This is a genomic window from Parabacteroides sp. Marseille-P3160 (assembly GCF_900162725.1).
GTDB lineage: Bacteria > Bacteroidota > Bacteroidia > Bacteroidales > Tannerellaceae > Marseille-P3160.
This window is the reverse complement of the sequence record NZ_LT799418.1, coordinates 3,755,856-3,778,625: the sequence shown is the minus strand read 5'-3', so window position 1 is coordinate 3,778,625 and position 22,770 is coordinate 3,755,856. Positions and strand designations below refer to the sequence as shown.

At 37.3% G+C, this 22,770-nt stretch carries 13 protein-coding genes; 12 read left to right on the top strand and 1 reads right to left on the bottom strand.

What is annotated here, in order from left to right:
* The first annotated feature begins 85 nt into the window (after positions 1-85).
* The 12 genes from BQ8014_RS15175 to BQ8014_RS15115 all read left to right on the top strand — a co-directional run bounded on the left by BQ8014_RS15175 (position 86) and on the right by BQ8014_RS15115 (position 21,222).
* Complete coding sequence (locus BQ8014_RS15175; protein WP_080905088.1) at positions 86-1,027, top strand: FecR family protein; 942 nt, start codon at positions 86-88, stop codon at positions 1,025-1,027.
* Between the two features lie 144 nt (positions 1,028-1,171).
* Positions 1,172-4,555 carry a TonB-dependent receptor gene (locus tag BQ8014_RS15170; protein ID WP_080905087.1) on the top strand — a complete coding sequence of 1,128 codons (3,384 nt, stop codon included), beginning with the start codon at positions 1,172-1,174 and terminating at the stop codon, positions 4,553-4,555.
* Positions 4,556-4,566: 11 nt separating this feature from the next.
* A complete protein-coding gene (locus BQ8014_RS15165) occupies positions 4,567-6,381 on the top strand; it encodes a RagB/SusD family nutrient uptake outer membrane protein (protein ID WP_080905086.1) in 1,815 nt (604 codons plus the stop codon).
* A gap of 35 nt (positions 6,382-6,416) precedes the next feature.
* Positions 6,417-7,367, top strand: coding sequence for a metallophosphoesterase (locus tag BQ8014_RS15160; RefSeq protein ID WP_080905085.1), 951 nt, complete (start codon positions 6,417-6,419; stop codon positions 7,365-7,367).
* Positions 7,368-7,509: 142 nt separating this feature from the next.
* Positions 7,510-9,657 carry a hypothetical protein gene (locus tag BQ8014_RS15155; protein ID WP_080905084.1) on the top strand — a complete coding sequence of 716 codons (2,148 nt, stop codon included), beginning with the start codon at positions 7,510-7,512 and terminating at the stop codon, positions 9,655-9,657.
* A gap of 131 nt (positions 9,658-9,788) precedes the next feature.
* A complete protein-coding gene (locus tag BQ8014_RS15150) occupies positions 9,789-12,245 on the top strand; it encodes a hypothetical protein (RefSeq protein WP_139785139.1) in 2,457 nt (818 codons plus the stop codon).
* Positions 12,246-12,291: 46 nt separating this feature from the next.
* Positions 12,292-13,410, top strand: a complete 1,119-nt coding sequence (locus tag BQ8014_RS15145) for a glycoside hydrolase family 99-like domain-containing protein (protein ID WP_080905082.1) — start codon at positions 12,292-12,294, stop codon at positions 13,408-13,410.
* A gap of 29 nt (positions 13,411-13,439) precedes the next feature.
* Positions 13,440-15,350 (top strand): glycoside hydrolase family 127 protein, encoded by a 1,911-nt coding sequence (locus BQ8014_RS15140; RefSeq protein ID WP_080905081.1) that lies wholly within the window; start codon positions 13,440-13,442, stop codon positions 15,348-15,350.
* Between the two features lie 153 nt (positions 15,351-15,503).
* Positions 15,504-16,352 carry an endonuclease/exonuclease/phosphatase family protein gene (locus BQ8014_RS15135; RefSeq protein ID WP_080905080.1) on the top strand — a complete coding sequence of 283 codons (849 nt, stop codon included), beginning with the start codon at positions 15,504-15,506 and terminating at the stop codon, positions 16,350-16,352.
* 247 nt (positions 16,353-16,599) lie between these two features.
* The gene (locus BQ8014_RS15125) at positions 16,600-16,794 is read left to right on the top strand and encodes a hypothetical protein (RefSeq protein ID WP_080905078.1); all 195 of its coding nucleotides are present in this window, start codon (positions 16,600-16,602) and stop codon (positions 16,792-16,794) included.
* A gap of 182 nt (positions 16,795-16,976) precedes the next feature.
* A complete protein-coding gene (locus tag BQ8014_RS15120) occupies positions 16,977-19,748 on the top strand; it encodes a glycoside hydrolase family 2 protein (protein WP_080905997.1) in 2,772 nt (923 codons plus the stop codon).
* A 19-nt stretch (positions 19,749-19,767) separates the two neighbouring features.
* A complete protein-coding gene (locus BQ8014_RS15115) occupies positions 19,768-21,222 on the top strand; it encodes a BNR-4 repeat-containing protein (protein ID WP_080905077.1) in 1,455 nt (484 codons plus the stop codon).
* Here BQ8014_RS15115 and BQ8014_RS15110 read toward each other — a convergent pair.
* The gene (locus tag BQ8014_RS15110) at positions 21,211-22,278 is read right to left on the bottom strand and encodes a glycosyltransferase family 9 protein (RefSeq protein WP_234998061.1); all 1,068 of its coding nucleotides are present in this window, start codon (positions 22,276-22,278) and stop codon (positions 21,211-21,213) included. The two genes, BQ8014_RS15115 and BQ8014_RS15110, sit on opposite strands and share 12 nt — an antisense overlap.
* Between the last annotated feature and the right edge of the window lie 492 nt (positions 22,279-22,770).

Below are 22,770 nucleotides of genomic sequence, written 5' to 3'. Positions count from 1 at the left end.
ATTTTAGAAAAAAATAAACAAATGACTGGGGTCTTCTATTTCTAAACTGCTATATATATAAGCGGTTGATTATCTAAAGAAAAAAATGAATAGATCTCTATTGTATAAATATTTTGAAGGGCTTGCCTCTTATGAGGAAGAAGTGATTTTGAAACAGTGGCTTGATAAGTCTCCTGAAAATCGTATTTCTTTTAATGAAGAACGGAAACAGTATGATATAATCTTGCTGACAGGAGAAAAGACATCTCCTGTGATGGTGGAAATGAAAAAGAAGTCAGGAAGGAATGCCACGCTGGAACTTGTAAAGATCGCAGCGATCATTTTGCTTGTCCTTGGAGGGAGCCATTGGTACTATCAACGTCAAATGGACGAAAAATTATCCCGGATGCAATCTATCTTTGTGCCCCCGGGACAGCGAATCAATCTTACATTGCCTGACGGTACGAATGTCTGGCTAAATTCTCGGACTACCCTACAATATCCCATTGCATTTAATAAGAAAGAACGAAAAGTCACTCTAACGGGAGAAGCTTATTTCGAAGTAAAGAAGGATGAAAAAGCCCCTTTCATTGTCCAAACAGCAAACCATAACGTTGAAGTTTTAGGAACCAAATTTGATGTGGAAGCTTACGAAGATGCGGATGAATTTGAAACAACCTTGATGGAAGGCAGTGTGAAAGTGGCTTCCATAAAAGATCCGACCGACGCTTTGCTGCTTACGCCGGAGACTAAAGCCTATCTGGTGGATGGGCGTTTGCAGGCAGTTGCTGTTGATGAGTTCAATCATTATCGTTGGAAAGAGGGACTGATTTGCTTTAAAAATGAATCTTTTTCAAAAATCATGCGTGATTTTGAAAAATATTATGGAATCACGATTAAAATAGAGAGTAGCCGTGTGAATAAACACACTTATACGGGAAAATTCCGTCAGACAGACGGTGTCGAATATGCTTTACGCGTTCTTCAAAAGAATATTCGATTTACATATCAACGAGACGATGATAATCATATCATCTATATTAAGTAAAAATGTTTAACTTTAAATCGACTGTTTGCCTATGAAATGAAAAACTGTTAACCCCAAAAAGAAGCCGATAAATGCGCTAACATTTACCGGCCCTAACTAACACAATTAATTAAAACTGTATTAATCTCAAACACTTACAAAGGTATGAAAAATAACTCTTTGTGTGGACTCTATTATTTAAAAAATCCACAATTTAAACAACTATTTAGAATTATGCGAATAACCACATTTCTATTTTTGGTCTGTGTGTTCTGTTCGTTTGCTGAGAATACGCATTCCCAGAATGCCCGAGTCAGCATTAATCAGCGGAATGCTTCGCTCGACAAAATCATAAATGAAATTGAAAGTCAGACTGACTATCTTTTTATATATAACAATGAGATCGATGTTACCCGTAAAGTCTCAGTAAAAGCCAAAAATAAACCGGTAGTTGAAGTCTTAAACAATCTTTTGGCTGATACGGATGTACGCTATGTTTTGGAAGGTACCCATATTGTGCTTTCGAAAGAACCAAAAGAAGAAATAACAACCGTTCTTCAACAGACACGAAAAATAACAGGAACGGTACAGGATGCAAACGGAGAACCGATTATCGGCGCGAATATAGTGGTTAAAGGGACAAGCAATGGTACAATCTCAGATCTTGACGGGAAATTTACTATTAATGCTCCTGATAATGCCATATTGCAAATTTCTTATATCGGTTTTATCTCGAAAGAAATACCTGTTGACAGTCGAAGTTCTATAACAGTTTCTCTCGTCGAGAAAACATCCGAATTGGATGAAATAGTTGTCGTAGGATATGGAATGCAAAAAAGGCTTAATATTGCAGGTTCTGTATCATCCATTAAAGCAAATGATATTATCAAAACACCAGTGTCCACCGTATCCAATGCTTTGGCAGGTAAATTACCGGGTTTAATTACTTTACAATCAAGTGGATTACCTGGTTCCGACCAAGCGACACTAAAAATTCGAGGTTTTGATGGTCCTTTAGTACTTATCGATGGAGCAGAGGGCGATCTTAATTCTATTGATGCAAATGAAATAGAGTCTGTTTCTATATTGAAAGACGCTTCAGCTGCTATCTATGGAGCCCGGGCAGGAAATGGAGTTCTTTTGATAACAACCAAACGGGGGACTAAAGGAAAACCGGTATTAACCCTTAATACTTCTTTAACCTGGCAAGGTATAACCAATATGCCTAAAAAAGCATCTTCGGGGCAATACGCTGAAATGCAAAGAGAGGGACATATTCAAGGAGGACAACCGGAGGCAACAGCTCCTTTTACATTAGAAGAAATACAAAAATTTTATAATGGAGGCGATCCGCAATATCCAAACACGGACTGGTATGATTTGTTAATCCGAACCTGGTCGCCGCAGCAACAACATAATTTGTCAGTGAGAGGAGGCAGTGATAATGTGAAGTTTTATGGTTTTATCGGATATATGAAACAAGAAACATTCTTCAAAAGAAGCGATGCCAGTTATGAAAGGTATAATATTCGTGCAAACATTGATGCTAACATAACAAGTAATTTGACTGCAAGAATGGATTTCTCTACTATCATAAATTATAGAGATTATACGACAAGAAATTTAGATTCTAATATATGGGGCGATTTTTGGGGAACATTGCCTATCTACCCGGATCATTTTCCTGACCCATCCAAAACGCCTTATGCAGAAGGAGGAGGTACGGGAGGAGCACATATTACGACAGATAGGAATCTATCCGGATATAGTGATAGAAAAAGCCAGGAGATACGTTTCATTGGTGAATTGATTTATGATTTTAAGAGAGTTAAAGGTTTACGAGCAAAAACACTCATTGATTATAAACAGACGTATTCTTCAACGAAGAATTTTTCGAAGCCCGTGCCTTTCTATAAATATGATTATGCGGCTGATATTTATACTTATGCAGGTTCATTTGGTAGTACAGCTAATCTGACATATAATTTACCTAATGATCGTCAAATATTATACCAAACATCATTGTCTTATAATAATGCATTTAACGAGATTCATGATCTAAGTGCATTGGCCCTATTCGAAGCTACTGATTATTATAATAATAATGTGATGGCTGCAAGATCAAACTTTATCACCCCCGCAATTGATGAAATGTTAGCCGGTAGTACAGTTGGTATGACAAATAGTGCGTCAACTAGTGAAATGGGGCGATTGAGTTGGGTTGGTCGTGTGAATTATTCCTATATGAGTCGCTATATAATGGAGGCTACATTGCGAGCAGATGCATCGGCGAAATTTCCTTCGGACTCCAGATGGGGATATTTTCCTAGCGTTTCCTTGGCCTGGCGCCTTGACCAGGAAAACTTTATGAAGACTTTCAATCATTTAGATGCATTAAAGTTGCGGTTAAGTTATGGAGCTTCAGGTAATGATAATGTAAGTAATTTCGCTTATATTACGGGTTATGATATTACAGATAAGAATACAGGCGGTTCGTACCTTTGGGGAGCAAATAGATATTCAGGTATTGTTTCCAAAGGATTAGCAAACCCAAAGCTTACATGGGAAAAGTTGAAAATCTATAATGCGGGAAGTGACTTTTCTTTCTGGAATGGACTTTTTTATGGGTCATTAGATGTCTTTTATAGAAAAAGAACGGGAATTCCAGCTAACCGATTAATCACATTGCCTTCTTCCTTTGGCGCTTCACTTCCGTCTGAGAATTTAAATAGCACTAATACCCGTGGGTTTGAACTTATGTTGGCTACTTCCGGGAATCAGAATGGATTTATCTGGGATTTAAAGACAAATATTTCATGGGCGCGTTCTAAATGGAACCATTACGAAGAACCGGAATATTTAGATTCTGATCAAAGAAGAATTAATATAAAATCGGGAAAATGGACTGACAGAACGTTTGGATATCTATCAGATGGATTATTTGTAAGTCAGGAAGAGATAGATAACCTGACTTATGATCAGGATCAGCGAGGAAATACAACTCTGCGTCCGGGTGATGTCAAATATTTAGATGTTAATGATGACAAGATTATAGACTGGAAAGATCAGGTACAAATTGGGCAAGGCACCGTTCCCACTTGGGTTGTTGGATTTAATCCTTCATTTAATTATAAAAATTTTGATCTTGATTTCTTATTTCAAGGATCTTTAGGCTTTGATGTTATAGCGACCTTAGATAGTAGAACAGAAGAATATTATAATAATAGGTGGACTGAAACGAATAATAATAGATATGCCTTAGTCCCAAGATTAGGCGGAGCATCTTCTAATGGTTGGACTTCTGATTATCGACTTGTTCCAGGAGACTATATCCGTTTGAAATCTGTTAATTTGGGATATACCTTAAAAAATAATATTTTAAAATCTATTGATATTGAAAGTTTGAGATTCTTCTTCTCTGGTGTTAATCTACTTACATGGAGTTCTCTCAATAAATACGGTTTAGATCCGGAAGTTCCGACCGGACGTGGATCAAATTACTATCCTCAGCAACGGAATTTATCGGTGGGATTAATATTAATCTTTTAAAAAAAAGAATTATGGATAATAAAAGACAATATATTAAAAATATTCAAAAATGGTTTCTCTTGAGCTTTATTCTTGTTTTTGCTTCATGTAATGTACTGGATAAAGAGCCATTAGATGTCATTCCGGAAACAATAGTTTGGGATGATGAAATATTAGTCGATGCTTTTCTTACGGGAGCATACTTAAATACAACTGTATTAAATAATGAAGCGGATGACGTTTCTAATACGAGCAAACCATTTTTTTCTATATTTTATATTAATAATGTAAGTGATGAGTCTAAATCAACCTCTAATTTTTCTGGTAATGCCTATCAGTATAGGGTAAATGGACTTAAAATAGGAGGAGGGTTATTAGAATATTGGGAAAAACCTTATAAAGTAATACGTTCTCTGAACGAGATAATCGAACGATTGCCTTCTTCATCAGTTAGTGAATCCTTTAAAAAACAAAAGATTGCAGAAGCTCGGTTTCTTCGTGCCTTTAATTATTTTTATATGGTAAAACGCTATGGGGGAATTCCGTTAATAACGAAAGTTCAACAAATAACGGATTCTGAAGATGCGCTCTATCCTAAAAGGAATACGGAGAAAGAAGTATATGATTTCGTGATATCGGAGGCGAAAGCTGTAAGTGAGTTATTACCTGAGAAGGTTAGCGATACGGAATGGGGAAGACCTTCCAAATATACAGCCTTAGCATTGCTTTCCAGGGCGGCACTTTATGCCGGAAGTATTGCTCAATATGGAACTGTTCAATTGGAAGGTGTTGTTGGTATAGATAATGGGCAAACGAATCATTATTATCAAGAATCCTTTGATGCTTCTGAAGCGATTATAAAAAGCGGATTATATAGGCTTTATAATGAAAATCTTGACAAGGCGGCAAACTTTAGGGAATTGTTTTTAACAAAGAGGAATTCAGAGGTAATATTTGCAGTCCAACATGATGGAAGTGATAGAGATTATAGCGGAGCAGGATGGTGCTATGATTATTTTCAATGTCCTTTTCCCAATGGTTGGGCTAACGGAATCCATGATGCTCCATATTTAGAATTGATTGAAGCTTTTGAATATACTGATGGAAAACCCGGCACATTGGATTTAGACGCATTAAAAGGCCAGTTGTTAACGACGCAAGAGCTTTGGTTAAATAAAGATCCTCGTTTTTTTGCTACATTTTACACTCAGGATACTCAGTGGCAGGACAGAAATCTTGACTTTTATAATGGAATACGAAAAGAGGATGGAACTATCCTAACAACAGGTTCCTATAATGGAGTTTTAGCAAACGGAGATCAAAAAAGTACGCAAACAGGCTTTGGCGTTCTTAAGTATTTGGATGAAAAGAAAGATAATGGAAATAGTTCTACTGCAGGTATTTTTGGCTCATCACAAGATTTTATTATTTTCCGGTATGCTGAGATCCTATTGAATTACGCTGAATCTGCATATGCCTTAGGTAGAGTAGATATTGCGTTAAATGCACTTAATCAAATCCGCGAACGAGCAGGAATTAAAGAATTAAGTACAATTGACAATGAAAAAATACGGAATGAAAGAAGGGTAGAACTGGCTTTTGAAGGACATCGTTACTGGGATTTAAGACGATGGAGAATTGCTGAAGATTATCTTTCAAGGCATATGAGTGGAATCCGCTATATCTTAGATTTTACAACAAGGAAATTTTTGGTTGAAAGAAGATTGAAAGTGGATGGAGCAGTTAATCCGCCTATATTTAAGTCTGAGAATTATTATTTTCCTATCACTATGGATCGAACAGCAAACAATCCAAACTTAGTTGAAAATCCAGGATATAGTAATTAACAGTTAATGTTGACAGTAACTAAAAAAATAAAAAGATGAAAAAGATAAATGTTTTATTATTCTTGTTTTTTTTGCTTTTACAATTAAATGCACAGAAGTTCACAATACCTGTCTTCCCTGATACCCAATGTGAAGTGGATTCTAAACCTGAAATGCTTGAAAGTCAGGTTGATTGGATAATAAAAAACAAAGAAAAATTGAATATACCGCTTGTTTTGCATGTTGGTGATGTAGCAAATTACGACAATTTTACTCATTGGGAAATAGCCGGTGAATATTTTGCTAAATTTGATAAAGCAAGAATTCCATATGCAATAGCATTAGGTAATCATGATACTGAAGCTGTTGGTGAATATAGTGGGAGTGCCGCTCCAGGTAATGTGAATCAAAATTTGCGTAAAACCTTTAAGTTTAACTCCTATTTTCCTACATCACGTTTTATTGCTCAACGGGGGAGATATGAGCCGGGTAAAAGTGATAATGCTTACTATACATTCCGTGTGGGTAATACTAATTGGCTTGTTGTTGTTTTGGAGTTCTGTCCTCGCCAAGGACCTATCAATTGGGCCGGTGACGTGATAAAGGCTTATCATGAATATAATGTTATTTTATTGACACATTATCATCTTAGCGGAAAGGGAGAAATTGTACAAAATAATGCAGGTTATGGAGACTTTAGTCCTCAGTTTGTTTTTGATCGTTTAATAAAGGTGTATCCCAATATACGTTTAGTTCTAAGTGGTCACGTAATGAGTTCTGCATTAAAAGTAGATACAGGTATAAATAACAATAAAATATATCAGATTCTCCAGAATTATCAAGGTGAAGACTTTGGCGGAGGATATTTGCGATTGTTACATTTTGATTTGGAAAAAGGGACAATTTCAGCTGAAATGTATTCTCCATACTATAATCTGATAAAGAAGGATGACTCAAAATATCTCATAGAAAACTTTGAATTTGTCAAACCCGGAAAGAAAAAATAATAATTGTATAAATATTATCAGGCCAAGTAGGGTGGTCTGATAATATTTAAGCTTTTATTTGTTTTATCACTCTATCTTGTTGATTTTTTAGATAATTCCTATCCTCATCCATATAAAACCATAAGAGAAATCTTTTACTTTTATGAAAAAGAAACAATCCATTTTTGCATTCATATTTCTATTCTTTATGGCACTGTCCGTTTTTTGTCAAAATAATAAAATAGACAGAGCTATAGTCTTGAAACGAAATAATCCATTGGTAACTTCTTTTGATTCTTTATCTTCTTTATCTTTAGGAAATGGTCGTTTTGCTTTTACGGTAGATGCAACTGGATTGCAAAGTTTTCCTGAATTATATAGGAATGGAATTCCGTTGGGAACACAATCGGAATGGGGTTGGAACAGCTTCCCTAATGATGAAAAATATAAATTTGAAGAAACATTAATTCATCCAAATTTTGGACATGGGGATAAAGGTTTTTATTCTGTCCAGTTTAAAGAATCTGGGAGGAGACAAAAAGCTTCGGATTATTTCCGAGCGAATCCTCATCGTTTACATTTGGGTATTGTAGGATTTGAAATATTTGATTCATCAGGACAGATAATCGATTATCAAAGTGTAAAATCTGTATCTCAAACATTAGATCTTTATAATGGAACTATTAACAGTTGTTTTGTCATTGAAAGGGATTCTGTTTATGTGCAAACTTTTTGCCATCCCCAAAAAGATGAGATATATGTCAAAATCGTATCCTCTATGTTTTCAAGTGGTCTTTTAAAATTGAAATTACGTTTTCCTTATCCAACGGGAGGACATACCGATGATGCCTGTGACTGGAATCATTCAGAAAAACATCAAACTGAAATATTAGAACAGATTGATAAGTGTCTTATTATAAAGAGAAAAATAGATGATTCCGTCTATTTTGTTCGGATGAACTGGGAGAGTAATATGAAAATAAAAAAGAAGGAAGAACATTATTTTCTTTTTTCTCCTGATAAGAAAGAAATACGTTTTTCTCTGCGTTTTGCAGCTAATGAAAAGGAAATAAGGGATACAAATAATGATTCGTTTGAAAATGCGAGTAAAGAAAATAACTCTTATTGGAATTCTTACTGGAAATATGGTGGATTTGTTGATTTCTCAAAATGTAAGGATCCCAGAGCGAAAGTACTGGAAAGAAGAGTCGTTCTTTCTCAATATTTAATGGCGATACAATGTGCAGGAAATATGCCTCCACAAGAAACAGGACTTACCTATAATAGTTGGTATGGTAAATTTCATTTAGAAATGCATTGGTGGCATACGGCCCATTTTGCTTTATGGAGTCGGATTGGTTTAATGGAAAGAAGTTTGAAATGGTATGTTTCTGTTGAAGAAAAAGCGAGAGAAATAGCAAAAAGGCAGGGGTATGACGGAATAAGATGGATGAAGATGACGGATCCGTCAGGGAATGAAGCTCCTTCCTCTATCGGTTCTTTCTTAATATGGCAACAGCCACATATAATCTATTTAGCAGAACTTCTTTATCGGCAAAAGCACTCGAAGGAGATCGTAAATAAATATAAAAAAACGATATTTGAATCAGCTGAATTTATGGCATCATTTGCTACTTTCGATACCATAAATAATCGATATGTTTTGGCCGGTATTATTCCAGCCCAGGAAATGTTTAGACCGGAAGAGATATTAAATCCTCCGTTTGAACTGGCGTATTGGTATTATGGCTTGAATGTAGCACAGCAATGGAGGCTACGTGCAGGATTGAAAAGAAACGAACAATGGGATCAGATCATAAATAAGCTATCCTCTCTGGCTGCAAAAGACAATCTTTATTTGGCTGCAGAATCTATACCCGCAACCTACCATAATAAGCTTTATACTTCAGATCATCCTTCTGTTTTATGTGCTTATGGTTTTCTTCCTGAGTCTCCCTTGTTTAAAGGTGATATTATGCTGAATACCTTTAATTGGATATTTGATAAATGGAATTGGAGCCATACTTGGGGATGGGATTTTCCTATATTGGCAATGACTGCCGCTCGACTTCGTCAACCCCAAAAAGCGATTGCAGCTTTATTGATGGACGAACGTACAAATATCTATCTTTCAAATGGACATAATTATCAAAATAAAATGCTGCGGATATATCTACCAGGTAATGGCGGCTTACTGACAGCGATTGCTATGATGTGTGCGGGATGGGATGGATGTGATGAAACAAATCCGGGATTTCCCAAAGATGGGAATTGGGATGTGGTTTGGGAGGATTTACAACGAATGCCTTAGTCAAAAACGATTGATAAATAACACGTAATAAGAGCAATATGAAGAATTGGAGATTATTGAATACAGAAAAGAATGTCATATGTCTAATGATATTATTCATGGTCATAACTGCATGCCAACAGCAAAAACGGATGAGTGATAATATAGGATTGGATCCATCTATAAAAAAGTTTAACAATATAACCTTGGAAATGTCACTAAAGCCTTTCAAACAAAATGACAAAGAATATATCCGATATGTCTGCAAGTCCATGTTTGATCAATGGAATCCTTTATTAAAGTATTGTGATACTGTTTCTATTTTGCTCTGGACAGCAGATGGTTCGGAAATACTGGATTATAGCGGAGATTTAAATCAACCTTTGGAATGGGGACGATATATTGGGAATCCCAACACAACGCATGAAGTAAATTCAGGTCCCAGAGAATTGAATTTACATACGAGAGCATATACCTATATGGAAAATACTCCTTCTTTTAATTATGGGGATTTAAAATATATTGTTAGAACATTGAAAACAATAGGTGAGCAAATAACGGGTAAAATAATTCGTGTGGGTGAAACTTTTGATCCCGGGCCTGAGTTTGCCAAATCGGCGTTTAAATATGCGAAACATCCGGAAATATGTATGGCAAATACAATGGGAGCAAAATCATTTGTTTGTTGTTATGCTAGACTAAATGAGGATAGTGGAAAATATGCGGCATTTCCCAATGGCATTCCCCAAGGAACATCATTGGGTTACTATTTAGGAAAGCAAAGCCAGGAAATGATGAAAGATATCGGATTTGATTATTTATGGTTTTCAAATGGATTTGGTTTCGGGATGGAAACATGGAATACAATTGGGGCGATATATGACAGTAAAGTATTTCATGTGGATAAAATGACAGATATACGAAAAAAGATAATTGATTTTTGGACTGATTTCAGAAAAGGATGTCCGGATTATAGAATAGAAACAAGAGGAACAAATTTGTCTGCTGGCATAGACTTAGCCAGAGATGGAGTTGATTTGAAAAGTATATATACCGGTCCATATGATATTTTACCGCCGCCTAATTCACCATGGGCTGCCTTAAATGGAGATTTCGGCTTAGAATTAGCCGGCTATATGTCCAGAATATCGGAAATCCCGGATAATCGGTATCTGTTTAGATATTACATACATGATCCATGGTGGGCAAATAGTCCATGGTTGGATCGATATGGCCGTGAAGCTCATGATATTTATCTCCCGATGGCTGTTAGCCGGATTAATTCCGAAGGTGAGATTACTCTACCAACCCATCTGAATCTCTTAACAGTGGATGATTCCTACGGAAATATGCCAGACCAAGTACCAAACGAGGTTATACCTCATATACTTCAGGCTCGTAGAAAATCCCCAGATAAAGCAGGGCCGATTGTTTGGCTTTATCCTTTTGATGAATATCACGAAAATGCGTTTAAAAAAGACCCAAACCGTTTAGAAGAAATATTTTATGGAGACTGGTTTGTTATTCAGGCTATAAATGATGGTTTTCCAATAAATACCGTAATTTCCACGGCAGGTTTTATCTCTTGTATGCAAAAAAAATCGACGGTTCTTAATGAATCTATCTTAGTGACGACTGTTCCGGAAAAAGGGGCAGAAGTGGAAAAGGAGTTGATGAGATTTGTGGAAAAAGGCGGGAAAGTTATTGTCTATGGTCCGGCAACCCATGCGAGTGAAGACTTTCTCAGGTTCTTGAATATTAAATTGACGGATCCGATAGATGGTCTTGTGACAATAAGTTTGAATTCGGATTTTGATAATTATATTCAACCTTCTCTATTGCATCACAATAAAGACATGTCGGGTGGAGGAATAGAAGTTCTTGTAGAGAATCTACAGCCTGATACCAGAATACTTGCTAAGGTATCAAATCATTCTGTACATAGAGACGTGGCGGTTTTAAGACAATCTCCGGATTGGAAAGGAGGAGCTATCTGTTATGTGAGAGGGACAAATTCTGCTTCTTTTAAAGGAGGTCATTTGTTATCGCAAGATGACATGCCCCGATTTTTTATCGGCGGTTCTTTAATGCGCTATGCACTTGGAGAGATCGGCTATTCAATAAAATACAGTAAGAAGGAACTTAGCAGAAAAAATCCGATAAATTGTATTTCGAAAAACAACAACGGATATTGGTTTAGTGGGTATGTACCTGATCAAACGGTAGAGCAATCGTACAAATTTCCACAAGGTGCGCCTCTTTTTATGGGAACAGAAACGGAATTGAAGAATGGTTATTCGAATTATCATATGCCAAAGTCATGGCATAAGGAATGTCGTGTTTTTGTGGAACAGAAAGAAGGAGTCGTAGCTTGTCATGAACTTGCGCCTGTAGAATATGAAATAAATCGTAAAATAGGTATTTATGGTTTGAAGGGAGCCAATGTACGGATTTATCCGGGAAAAGATGAAACGAATTATAAAGCTATGCCTCATAATAATCATTCTCCAGAAAAGGAAGTTATTCTTGAATCTCGGAAAGGGACAGATTTTGAAGGAAGTTATTATGAATATAAAAATATCACAGGTCAGCTTGTGATTACATGGTAATTATTATCAGTGAATCGATGTCACTTTGAACTTTTAATCCAATATAATGAAAAAGAGATTAATTATCGTATTTCCTATCATTTTAATATTGTTTTTGGGAATAGGATGTAACAAAAAGAAAAACGATAGTGTTAGTGAAAAAAGGGAAATAATGGTTGGAACCTATTATTTTGACGGATGGTCCGGAACAAACAGACATGCAGGTAATCCAGACGCTTTATGGGCAAAAAACGCACCAACTCATTTAAGTGAAAAATTAGCAACCGATTATTCCTCTCGTGAACCTATTTGGGGATGGAGAAACGACTCAATCGAAATAATGGAACGACAAATAGATTTGGCTGCGGAGAACGGCATTGATTTTTTCCTGTTTTGTTGGTATTGGGCTCCGGATAAGGCTCCATTGGATTTAAAAAGGATTCTTTCTGATCCTAAGCATACAAGTTTAGCCTTATATCTTCAAGCAAAAAACAAAAATAGAGTCAAGTTTGCTTTACTTATTGCCAATCATCAAGGCCATGAAATTACGGGCGAAGAGAATTGGCAGGAGGCTGTTTCGCATTGGATGCCTTATTTTAAAGATGATCAATATCTTAAAGTGAGCGGTAAACCTTTACTTGTTCTTTTTAATCCTCAGGGGATTACGGATCAAGGTTTAGCTGATATAAACAGAATTGCAATAACTAATAATTTGCAAGGGCTTTCCATTGCCGGCTGTGGAGATCATACGATAGGAAGATCCGGCTTTGATATTCAAACTTATTACAATATTGTTCCGGGATATTCAGCGAATTCCGAACCTCATGATTATGAGGAATTGGTTGCTGCTGGTATGAAGAAGTGGAATGGCACGAAAGAACAACCTTGCATTCCTACTGTTACTGTCGGATGGGATAAGCGCCCCTGGGAAGGTTCTGAAGGAGGCCTGTATAATACTCCTGAAGGCTGGTATTACACAAACCAAACTCCTGATAAATTGAAAGATTATATTCGGAGTGGCATAAAATGGATAAATGATAACCCGGAGAAAGCCACTCAAGAAAAAATAATTTTTCTTTATGCATGGAATGAACTTGGCGAAGGTGGATATCTTGTTCCGACCAAAGGTGATCCTGACGGACTTTATTTAAAGGCCGTGAAAGAATCAATTGAATATAAAAAATAATAGATTGTCGAACTATAAATTTACGCCGAATGAAAAAATATGTATTTTTTTTTCTGTTGATTGTTTCCTTTTTTCCAAAATGCATTTATTCCCAAAATGCAATAATACAACAACCCTTGTTAAAAGTATTGGATCCTTCGGTAATACAAATCGGAGGGCATCTCGGAGAACGAATTGATGCATGTATTGAACATCGGGTAAAAGAGCAAGATGTACATCATTTAATAGAACCTTTTTATAATAAAACAGAAACCCATCTTTGGCAGAGTGAATTCTGGGGAAAATGGATGCTTGGAGCAGTACTCTCATACCGTTATAAAAATGATCCGGTATTAATGGATTCTATTAAAGTAGGTATTCGAGGATTATTGGAATCACAACTTCCCAATGGCTATATTGGAAATTATGCTGTTGATGCTCAGTTGAAAAGCTGGGATATTTGGGGGCGTAAATATTCTATGCTCGGTCTATTGTCGTATTATGACCTTACTGGGGATAAAGATGTATTAAAAGCATGTTGTAGGATGGCGGACCATTTATTTACTCAAGTGGGAGAGGGGAAGGTTGATATAGTAACTACTGGAAACTATTGGGGGATGGCTAGTAGCAGTATTCTGGAGCCGATGGTTTTCCTTTATCAAAGGACCGGAGAAACAAAATATTTGGACTTTGCAAAATATATTGTTAAACAATGGGAAACGGAGAAAGGACCGAAGTTAATTAGTAAAGCGGAAGCCGGTGTTCCTGTTGCTGCTCGTTCTCCACATCCGGCGAGTATAAATAAGCCGTGGTTCGGACCTGATAATGGACAAAAAGCGTATGAGATGATGTCATGCTATGAAGGACTTGTAGAGCTATATAAAATCACAAGAGAACCTATCTATTTGTCTGCTGTCGAGAAGACGGTAAAAAATATAATAGAGAATGAGATCAATATTGCAGGTTCCGGCAGTGCCTTTGAATGTTGGTATTTTGGTAAGGCATTTCAAACGATGCCTACTTACCATACAATGGAAACATGTGTGATTATGACTTGGATGAAACTATGTCAAACTTTATTATGCTTAACTCAAAATCCAATTTATGCTGATCAGATTGAAACAACTACTTATAATGCTCTCTTAGCTTCGATGAGAGCTGATGCAGGACAGATTGCAAAATATAGTCCATTAGAAGGATTGCGCCATCCGGGAGAGGAGCAATGCGGAATGCATATAAACTGTTGTAATGCAAATGGTCCACGGGCTTTTGCTTTGCTTCCTGAATATGCTGTAATGACCGGTGAGAATAGTATCTTCATTAATCTTTATAGCAATCTGGAAGTTAAGTCTATTTCCCTGGATCAAAAAGGAAAACGAAAGGTGAAGCTTATTCAACAAACAAACTATCCGGTTAATGGACAAGTTCTAATTAAACTGGAGGTGGATAAGCCGGAAAGCTTTACTCTTGCTTTAAGAATTCCGGCTTGGAGTCAAAAGAATGAAGTAAAAGTGAATGATGTACCTTTAGAAATAGTGGAAGCTGGAACCTATTGTAAGATTAATCGACTTTGGAAAACAGGAGATGTAATAACATTGAGTTTAGATGTAAGAGGAAGAGTGGTGAAACAGGATAATCATTTTGCCATTCTTAAGGGACCGGTTGTGTTAGCCCGGGATACACGATTCGCAGATGGTTTTATTGATGAGAGTGCAAAAGTTGATTCTAAAGATGGGTATATTGAATTGAATCAGTCAGCTAACTACTCATCGGATATCTGGATGGTTTTTACGGTTCCTTTAGTGTTAGGAACGGATTTAGAGGGAGAGGCAAAGAAATCGGTTCTTGTTAAATTTTGTGATTTTGCTTCAGCTGGGAATACCTGGGATAAAAATATTAGATATAGGGTCTGGTTACAAGAAACCTTGAATGTCATGAAGAATGAATATAAACCATATTAGAGGAATAATACTAAAATAGAGTTTATGGATTATCAAAAATAATTTCAGGAACGTACTTTCCCTTTGTTTTATATTAAAATGAAATCATGTAAAGTTGTGCTTTACGTATGGTTTATTAATTAATGATCGGTTAAATAATATATCTATTTATTTATGAAAAAGATAATTTGGTCAATCTTGTTTTTCTTTCTAATTTTCTTGTTTTCAACGGCTCAAAAGGCAGATCGATGCACGTTGAATGTGGCAAGCTTTAATATCCGTTATGACAATAACGAGGATGGATCTAATCAATGGAAATATCGAAAAGATTTAGTCATATCCCTTATACGTTTCTATGATTTTGATGTTTTTGGAATACAAGAAGGCCTAATTCATCAGGTAAAAGCAATAGAAGAGATGGGGCTCTATGATCGTATAGGTGTGGGGCGTGATGATGGAAAGGAAGACGGAGAACATGCATGTGTGTTTTATAAGAAGAATCAATTCGAACTTCTTGATTCCGGTGATTTCTGGCTTTCAGAGACACCGGATAAACCCTCTTTGGGTTGGGATGCTTTGTGCCGCAGAGTCTGTTCTTGGGTAAAACTCCGAGAGATAGGATCAGAGAAAGTTTTCTTCTTCTTCAATGTTCATTTTGATCATAGAGGAAATGAAGCCAGAATCAAGTCTGCAGACTTGATATTAAAGACTATTAAGCAAATAGTAGATAAAACCCCTACTATTCTTGTCGGAGATTTTAACGGGACAATCGAATCGAACCATATAAAAATACTGAAAAATGATGGTTTGTTTTCCGATTCAAGAGATATATCCCAAGAACCTCCTTATGGAACTGAGGGAACTATAAACCAATTCCAGGTGAACCCCAAAGTTAAAGCCCGCATAGACTATATTTTTCTTACTAAAAATATAAAGGTGAATAAATATGCGACTTTAAATGATACATATTATGATAGGTTACTCTCAGATCATTATCCTATATTTGCTCGTATTACATTCTGAGATTAATATCTTATATAAAATTAAAAGTATGCTTTTATTCATTGCTTATTAATTAGATTTTTTCCTTAATATGAAATGGAAGCTGTAAAAGAAATACTTACTAGAAGTATTATGAAAAAGATTTATAACATCGGATTCTTTTTGTGTTTTATATTAATTTTTCATCATGGAAATATATTCGGTTCTAACGATGATATAGAACTTTTGAGAAATCGGTTTATTGCGGAATTGTTGGAACCTGAAATTAATGATCAGGAATAATGATCATACGGACGGTATCTTTTCCGAAGGACGTATCTCTTTTCTGAGTGGAATTAGCGCTATCGGTATAAAGTTTCAGAAAGCAAAAGAATTAGGGGCTTCAAAGTCAGCCGAATTATGTTTAAATACCTCTCACTTCGAACCGATGAGAGGAAAGATTTATCTTAAATATGTGCCTTAACCGATTATAATAAACTAAATTATTACATATTGAGAAAATAAATTTTATTTTTGTAATTCCGGTATGGATATGTAAGATAATAGAAGAAAAACACTTTGTATTTCCTATCCCTTAGGATGAATAGATGTGAATCCAAACTTGGTTCAAAATAGTTTGCATTCATTATGAAAAAACAAGAGATTATGAAGAAAAAACTATTTCTGTTTCTTTGCTCGTTAATGCCTTTTTTTTCGTTTGGTCAACATACGGAATCAATGTATCTGTCTGGGACTGGTAGTGATGATACGGTTTTATGGGATTTTTATTGTACTGCTGGAAATCGAAGCGGCCAATGGACGAAAATACCTGTTCCCTCCAACTGGGAATTTCATGGATTCGGACAATTTACTTATGGGCATGATAAAGAACGATTAAATGAGAGTGGCATTTATCGTTATCAATTCATAATCCCTGAAAATTGGAGAAATAAAAAGATTCATATTGTATTTGAAGGTTCTATGACTGATACTGAAGTCCGGATTAACGGGCAAAGTGCAGGAGAAAAGCATCAAGGAGCATTCTATTGTTTTAAATATGATATTACAAAAACGCTGAAGTTTGGAAAAACGAATGATTTAGAAGTCACTGTTCATAAATCGTCATCAAATTATTCCGTAGAAGATGCAGAGCGCATCGCAGATTTTTGGGTTTTCGGAGGAATCTTTCGTCCGGTATGGCTGGAAGCACTTCCTTTGGCCCATATAGAACGAGTTGCGATTGACGCTCGTAGTGATGGAAAGTTCAATATGGATGTCTTTATGGGAGGTCGGGTGAAAAAGGGCGAGGTGACCGCCCAGGTGAAAACATTAGATGGAACTCCGGTTGGAACTCCGGTCAGACAGCCTGTTTTTCAACAAGATTCGATCCGATTGTCATCCTTTTATGTAAATCCTGCGTTGTGGTCTTCTGAATTTCCAAACCGTTATCAGGTCGAAGTAGAACTGTATGTAAACGGTGAAAGAAAACATGTCGTCATGGAAAAATTCGGTTTCCGTACCGTAGAACTGCGTCCGGGAGATGGATTTTATGTTAATGGCACGAAAATAAAATTCAAAGGAGTGAACCGGCATACCCATTGGCCCACTACCGGGCGGGCAAGTAACCGTTCAATTAGCCTGCAGGATGCACTTTTAATTAAGGAGATGAATATGAATGCTGTCCGTATGTCTCATTATCCTCCGGATGAACATTTTTTAGAGATTTGCGACTCGCTTGGACTTTATGTGATAGACGAACTAACCGGGTGGCAATCTGCCTATGATACCCCGGCCGGTAGGAAGTTAGTAAGAGAAATGGTTACGAGGGATGTCAATCATCCTTGTGTTGTTATGTGGTCTAATGGAAACGAGGGAGGCTTTAATTTTGACCTTTTACCTGATTATGCACGTTATGATATTCAGAAGAGGCAGGTTATTCATCCATGGTTGGAGGAGGAAGTGGTGAATACTTTTCATTATATACCTTATGGGGTTGGCAGCCATTTTTTCTTTGAAGGGAATAAGGTTTTTTTTCCGACAGAATTTTTACATGGGTTATATGACGGAGGGCATGGTGCCGGGTTGGATGATTATTGGAAGTTGATGCAAGATAATCCATTAAGCGCAGGTGGTTTTCTTTGGGATTTTGCCGATCAAGGAGTCGTGAGGAATGATAAAAGAAATATTATGGATACGGACGGAAATCATGCGGCAGATGGTATATTAGGGCCATATCGTGAGAAAGAAGGAAGTTTTTATACGATCAAAGAAGTCTGGTCTCCAATCTACTTGGAAGGGACTACTTTCCTACCTCTTTCATTCGACGGTTTTATCAGAGTACAGAATCGTTATCATTTTACCAATCTGAAACAGTGTAGTTTTATTGCTAAATGGATAAAATTCGATTTTCCAACAGGAATTTCAGCTGTTTCGGAAACGAAGGTGATCGCTCCTGATATTGCTCCGGGTATTTCCGGAGCACTGAAGATTGCGCTTCCACAAGATATTCATGAATATGATGCTTTATACCTTACCGCCATAGATCCGTTCGGCAAAGAGATTTATACTTGGACACGGAGAATAACTCCGGCAAGTGTTTATGCTGCAAGATTGGTTGATTTGGGTAACGGACAGGTAAATAAGGAGGCGGACGATGATCAAATCAGATTAAGCTCCAGAAATGTAAGGCTTATTATTGATAAAAGGAAAGGCGTTATTCAGGAAATCAGCGTGAACGGAAAGCGCCTTCCTCTCTCAAACGGTCCTCGATTTACGTATGAGAATTTTGAACTGATAGATGTTCAGCCGATCGTAAAGAAGGATGTTGAGGCAGTCCGGTTTATGTATAAACCCAAGGATAGTGACAAACAGCAGACAAGGAATATCATTCAAATCGGATTGTTGCCTGCCGGTTGGATTGAAATTGCTTACTCTTTTGATGTGGGTGGATTATATGATAATATCGGCATTACTTTCGACTTTCCGGAAGATAGAGTAAAGCGGGTAAGATGGTTAGGAAACGGACCGTACCGTGTATGGAAAAACCGGATGAAGGGAGTGACATTCAATCTTTGGGAGAAGGCTTATAATAATACTGTAACCGGTGAATCTTGGGTATATCCGGAGTTTAAAGGTTATCATTCAAATCTATATGCAGCGGATCTGGTGACGGATGATGGGCTGCTGAGACTTGTTGCTGCATCCGAGGACTTATTCTTGCATTTATTTACTCCGGATAATCCGGAACAAAGGAATAACGATAATACATTGGGCATTTTCCCTAATGGGCAGTTATCCATACTGAATGCGATCAGTCCGGTTGGCACGAAATTCCACAAAGCAAACCAACTGGGACCACAAAGTCAACAGAACAATTTTGTCAGTTCTTCCCATGCAGAACCGTTAAAGGGGACTGTATATATTAAATATATTCCATGAAACAGTAAATAATCCTCATATGAAACACAATAAATTATTTTTATTAGGGGTATACCTCTTTTTATCTTTAAGAATAGGAGTGGTACAAGGGCAGAATCTCAATAATCAACGGATTGACGGGTATAAAGGCATTTGGTTTACTTTAGGGCAGTTTTCTGAATTCGGGGATAAATATTCCGGCGGTTTGGGAACCTATACAGCCAAGCATATTCCTTTGGCCATTTATGCCCCTGAAGTTCAGAAAACTTTTTTTGTCTATGGAGGAATCGCCGAGGGGCGCCCCTCGGATGCGGATAAACCGAACCGAAAGAGCAAAGATTATGGTAATTATCTGTTATGTATGGTCGGCTGTTTTGACCATAAAACGCAAACAGTCTCCAAGCCGGTCGTTGTGCATGATAAAAACGGCGTTTTCGATCCTCACGACAATCCTTCTATCGCAATGGATGATAAAGGCTATATCTGGGTCTTTGTTAGCGGACGAGGTACGGGAAGACCGGGTTATATTTACCGGGGCGAAAAACCTTATAATATCGATCGTTTCGACAGTATCTATTCGGGTGAAATGACCTATCCGCAGCCGAAATATATTCCCGGTAAAGGTTTCCTCTACTTATTCACCAAATATCAGGGGGTAAGATTGCTTTATTTTAACACCAGTGCGGACGGACGGAAATGGGCGGAAGACCAGCAATTGGTTGCAATCAAGCGGAAGGAAGATCGTTATGGAGGGCATTATCAAATCAGCGGTCAAACGGGGAATAAAATCGGTTTTTTCTATAACTGGCATCCGAATGGAAATGTTGATTTGCGTACCAATATTTATTATATGCAAACGACGGATTTCGGAAAGACCTGGACTACAGTGGATGGGAAATCGCTCTCTATTCCGATAACGGAGGTCGATAATCCTACTATGGTACGGGAGTTTTTCAGTAAAGGGGAGAATGTTTATATAAAAGATATCGCATACGATAAGTCAGGCCACCCTGTCGCCTTGTATGTATCTGGAACCGGCTATCAACCGGGCCCTCAAAACGGCTTAAAGAAATGGGCGGTCATTTATTGGAATGGAAAAGAGTGGATTAACCGTGAAATTACGACCTCGGATCATAATTATGATACGGGTAGCCTATGGGTGGAGGATAAAGTCTGGACGGTTATCGGACCGACGGAAAATGGCCCCCAACCTTGGGGAGGCGGGGGTGAAATCGTCATTTGGAAAAGTTATGATAAGGGAGATACATGGCTGAAGTATAAACAAGTAACCCGTAATAGTACCTTGAATCATAATTATGTCCGGAAAGTTGCCCATGGAGTAGACCCTTTCCTTTACTTTTGGGCGGATGGAGATCCGAATAAGATAAGTAAATCCGAGCTTTACTTTGGAGACAGTCAAGGGCATACATGGAAGTTGCCTTACCGGATGAGTTCCGATCAACAGAGTCCGGAAGCTGTAAAGTTAGAGGAATGAAAAATAATTAGTAAAATGCGGATGACATGGCAATCCGCCAGAACAATAGGGAGTGAGTATTTTGTGTATATGTACCATGATCTCCTCTATGCTTGTCCGGGTCGTATCAATGGCAATACTGCCGGGGTTATAGGGAGCGTAGATGTCGATTTTAGTTGTTGAAAAAAGGCCGACGGTAGGAGTTCCGGCACTGCTTGCCAAATGCATGATCCCACAATCGGCGCTGATGAAAATTGCGGACTGGGAGATTACGGCCCCCATTTCCCGGATATCCGTACTATAATAAGTCGGAGCGGAAAAATCTATCTGGGATACATTCTCTTTGGGCAAGACTTCCAATATGGAGAAATGATCTTCATACGTCCTTTTTATGCGAGAGTATAACTCCCGCCACCAATATTTCGGGTAACATTTAGCGCCGGTGGCAAAAGTATAGATGCATATGACCGGTTTATTCGTTTGGGCTATTTCCCTCAGTTTTAAAGCGCCATTGCTTAGCTCCGTTTGGCTTAGCCTCAACGAAAGAACAGGGATCGGTCGTTCTCCGGTAAGATACCCGCCTCTTCCTAAGAAATCCCTTAAATTGTAAACGGCACCTTTCCCCATGTGTTCGTAATCCGGGACCTGTTTTAACTTCTCGGGATTAAAACAGTTGTAAAATTTGATTTTTGACCGGCATAGATTGGTTGCTATACGCCCTGACGATGAATTTACATCGGCGTTTATTACCAAGTCATACCTGCGTTTGCTCAAAGAAAACCAGACCTTGATATAGGCAAGAAGTTGTTTAAATGGTTTAGGGGGCAGTTTTATTATTTGATCGATATTCGAATAGTTTTTGTATAAAACCGGGGCTAAGTTTCCACGCACGAATATATCCAGCTTGCATTGCGGGAAGACGGTCGAAATTTCCTGTATGAGAGGCGTTAAAAGAAGTTGATTTCCTAACCGGCTATTCGGCCTGATGATTAAGATACGTTTGATCAGAGAATTTTTTAGTAGAGAGATGTCCCGGTTGGAGACGCAATGGCTGATTTTGCTTGTTAAAAACCTCATGATAAATCGTCTCACTCCATTGATCTCCCGATGCATATTGGTCATAGTTGTATGAAAATAATTCTTAATTGTTTTTCTCGTAAAAAATATGTAAATATGTAAAATAGTATTCTGCAATATTAAAAAATTACAAAAGTAGGGAAAAAGATAAGAACTTGTTTAAATTTTGCTCGTTAATTTGTTTCGTTCTGTTTTTAGGGTAGTTGATTCGTTTACGAAGCGATAATAGCGGGTTATTTGAGCTGAACAAACGGAGCAAATTCAAAAAAAGGCTAAACCAATAACGAACTAATCTTTAGAAAAAAATGTGGAAATTTTAAACAGGCACTAAAAAAACAAAGGATATCGGCATGGAAAGTTAACTTACCGCAAGACTATTTTTCAAAATACAAATATTTTGAAAAGAAAGTGTACTTTTGTCGAAACAAACGTTTTGCTCATCAAAATGAATATATTGAAAAATTATGCTTTCACTTTTTGCTTATTGGCGGG

Excerpts from the sequence above, each read along its gene's own strand:
- BQ8014_RS15145 (WP_080905082.1), top strand. The coding sequence starts at position 12,292 with ATGAAAAAGAGATTAATTATCGTATTTCCTATCATTTTAATATTGTTT.
- BQ8014_RS15175 (WP_080905088.1), top strand. The coding sequence starts at position 86 with ATGAATAGATCTCTATTGTATAAATATTTTGAAGGGCTTGCCTCTTAT.
- BQ8014_RS15165 (WP_080905086.1), top strand. The coding sequence starts at position 4,567 with ATGGATAATAAAAGACAATATATTAAAAATATTCAAAAATGGTTTCTC.
- BQ8014_RS15120 (WP_080905997.1), top strand. The coding sequence starts at position 16,977 with ATGAAGAAAAAACTATTTCTGTTTCTTTGCTCGTTAATGCCTTTTTTT.
- BQ8014_RS15160 (WP_080905085.1), top strand. The coding sequence starts at position 6,417 with ATGAAAAAGATAAATGTTTTATTATTCTTGTTTTTTTTGCTTTTACAA.
- BQ8014_RS15140 (WP_080905081.1), top strand. The coding sequence starts at position 13,440 with ATGAAAAAATATGTATTTTTTTTTCTGTTGATTGTTTCCTTTTTTCCA.
- BQ8014_RS15170 (WP_080905087.1), top strand. The coding sequence starts at position 1,172 with ATGAAAAATAACTCTTTGTGTGGACTCTATTATTTAAAAAATCCACAA.
- BQ8014_RS15155 (WP_080905084.1), top strand. The coding sequence starts at position 7,510 with ATGAAAAAGAAACAATCCATTTTTGCATTCATATTTCTATTCTTTATG.
- BQ8014_RS15150 (WP_139785139.1), top strand. The coding sequence starts at position 9,789 with ATGAGTGATAATATAGGATTGGATCCATCTATAAAAAAGTTTAACAAT.
- BQ8014_RS15115 (WP_080905077.1), top strand. The coding sequence starts at position 19,768 with ATGAAACACAATAAATTATTTTTATTAGGGGTATACCTCTTTTTATCT.
- BQ8014_RS15135 (WP_080905080.1), top strand. The coding sequence starts at position 15,504 with ATGAAAAAGATAATTTGGTCAATCTTGTTTTTCTTTCTAATTTTCTTG.
- BQ8014_RS15125 (WP_080905078.1), top strand. The coding sequence starts at position 16,600 with ATGATCAGGAATAATGATCATACGGACGGTATCTTTTCCGAAGGACGT.
- BQ8014_RS15110 (WP_234998061.1), bottom strand. The coding sequence starts at position 22,278 with ATGAGGTTTTTAACAAGCAAAATCAGCCATTGCGTCTCCAACCGGGAC.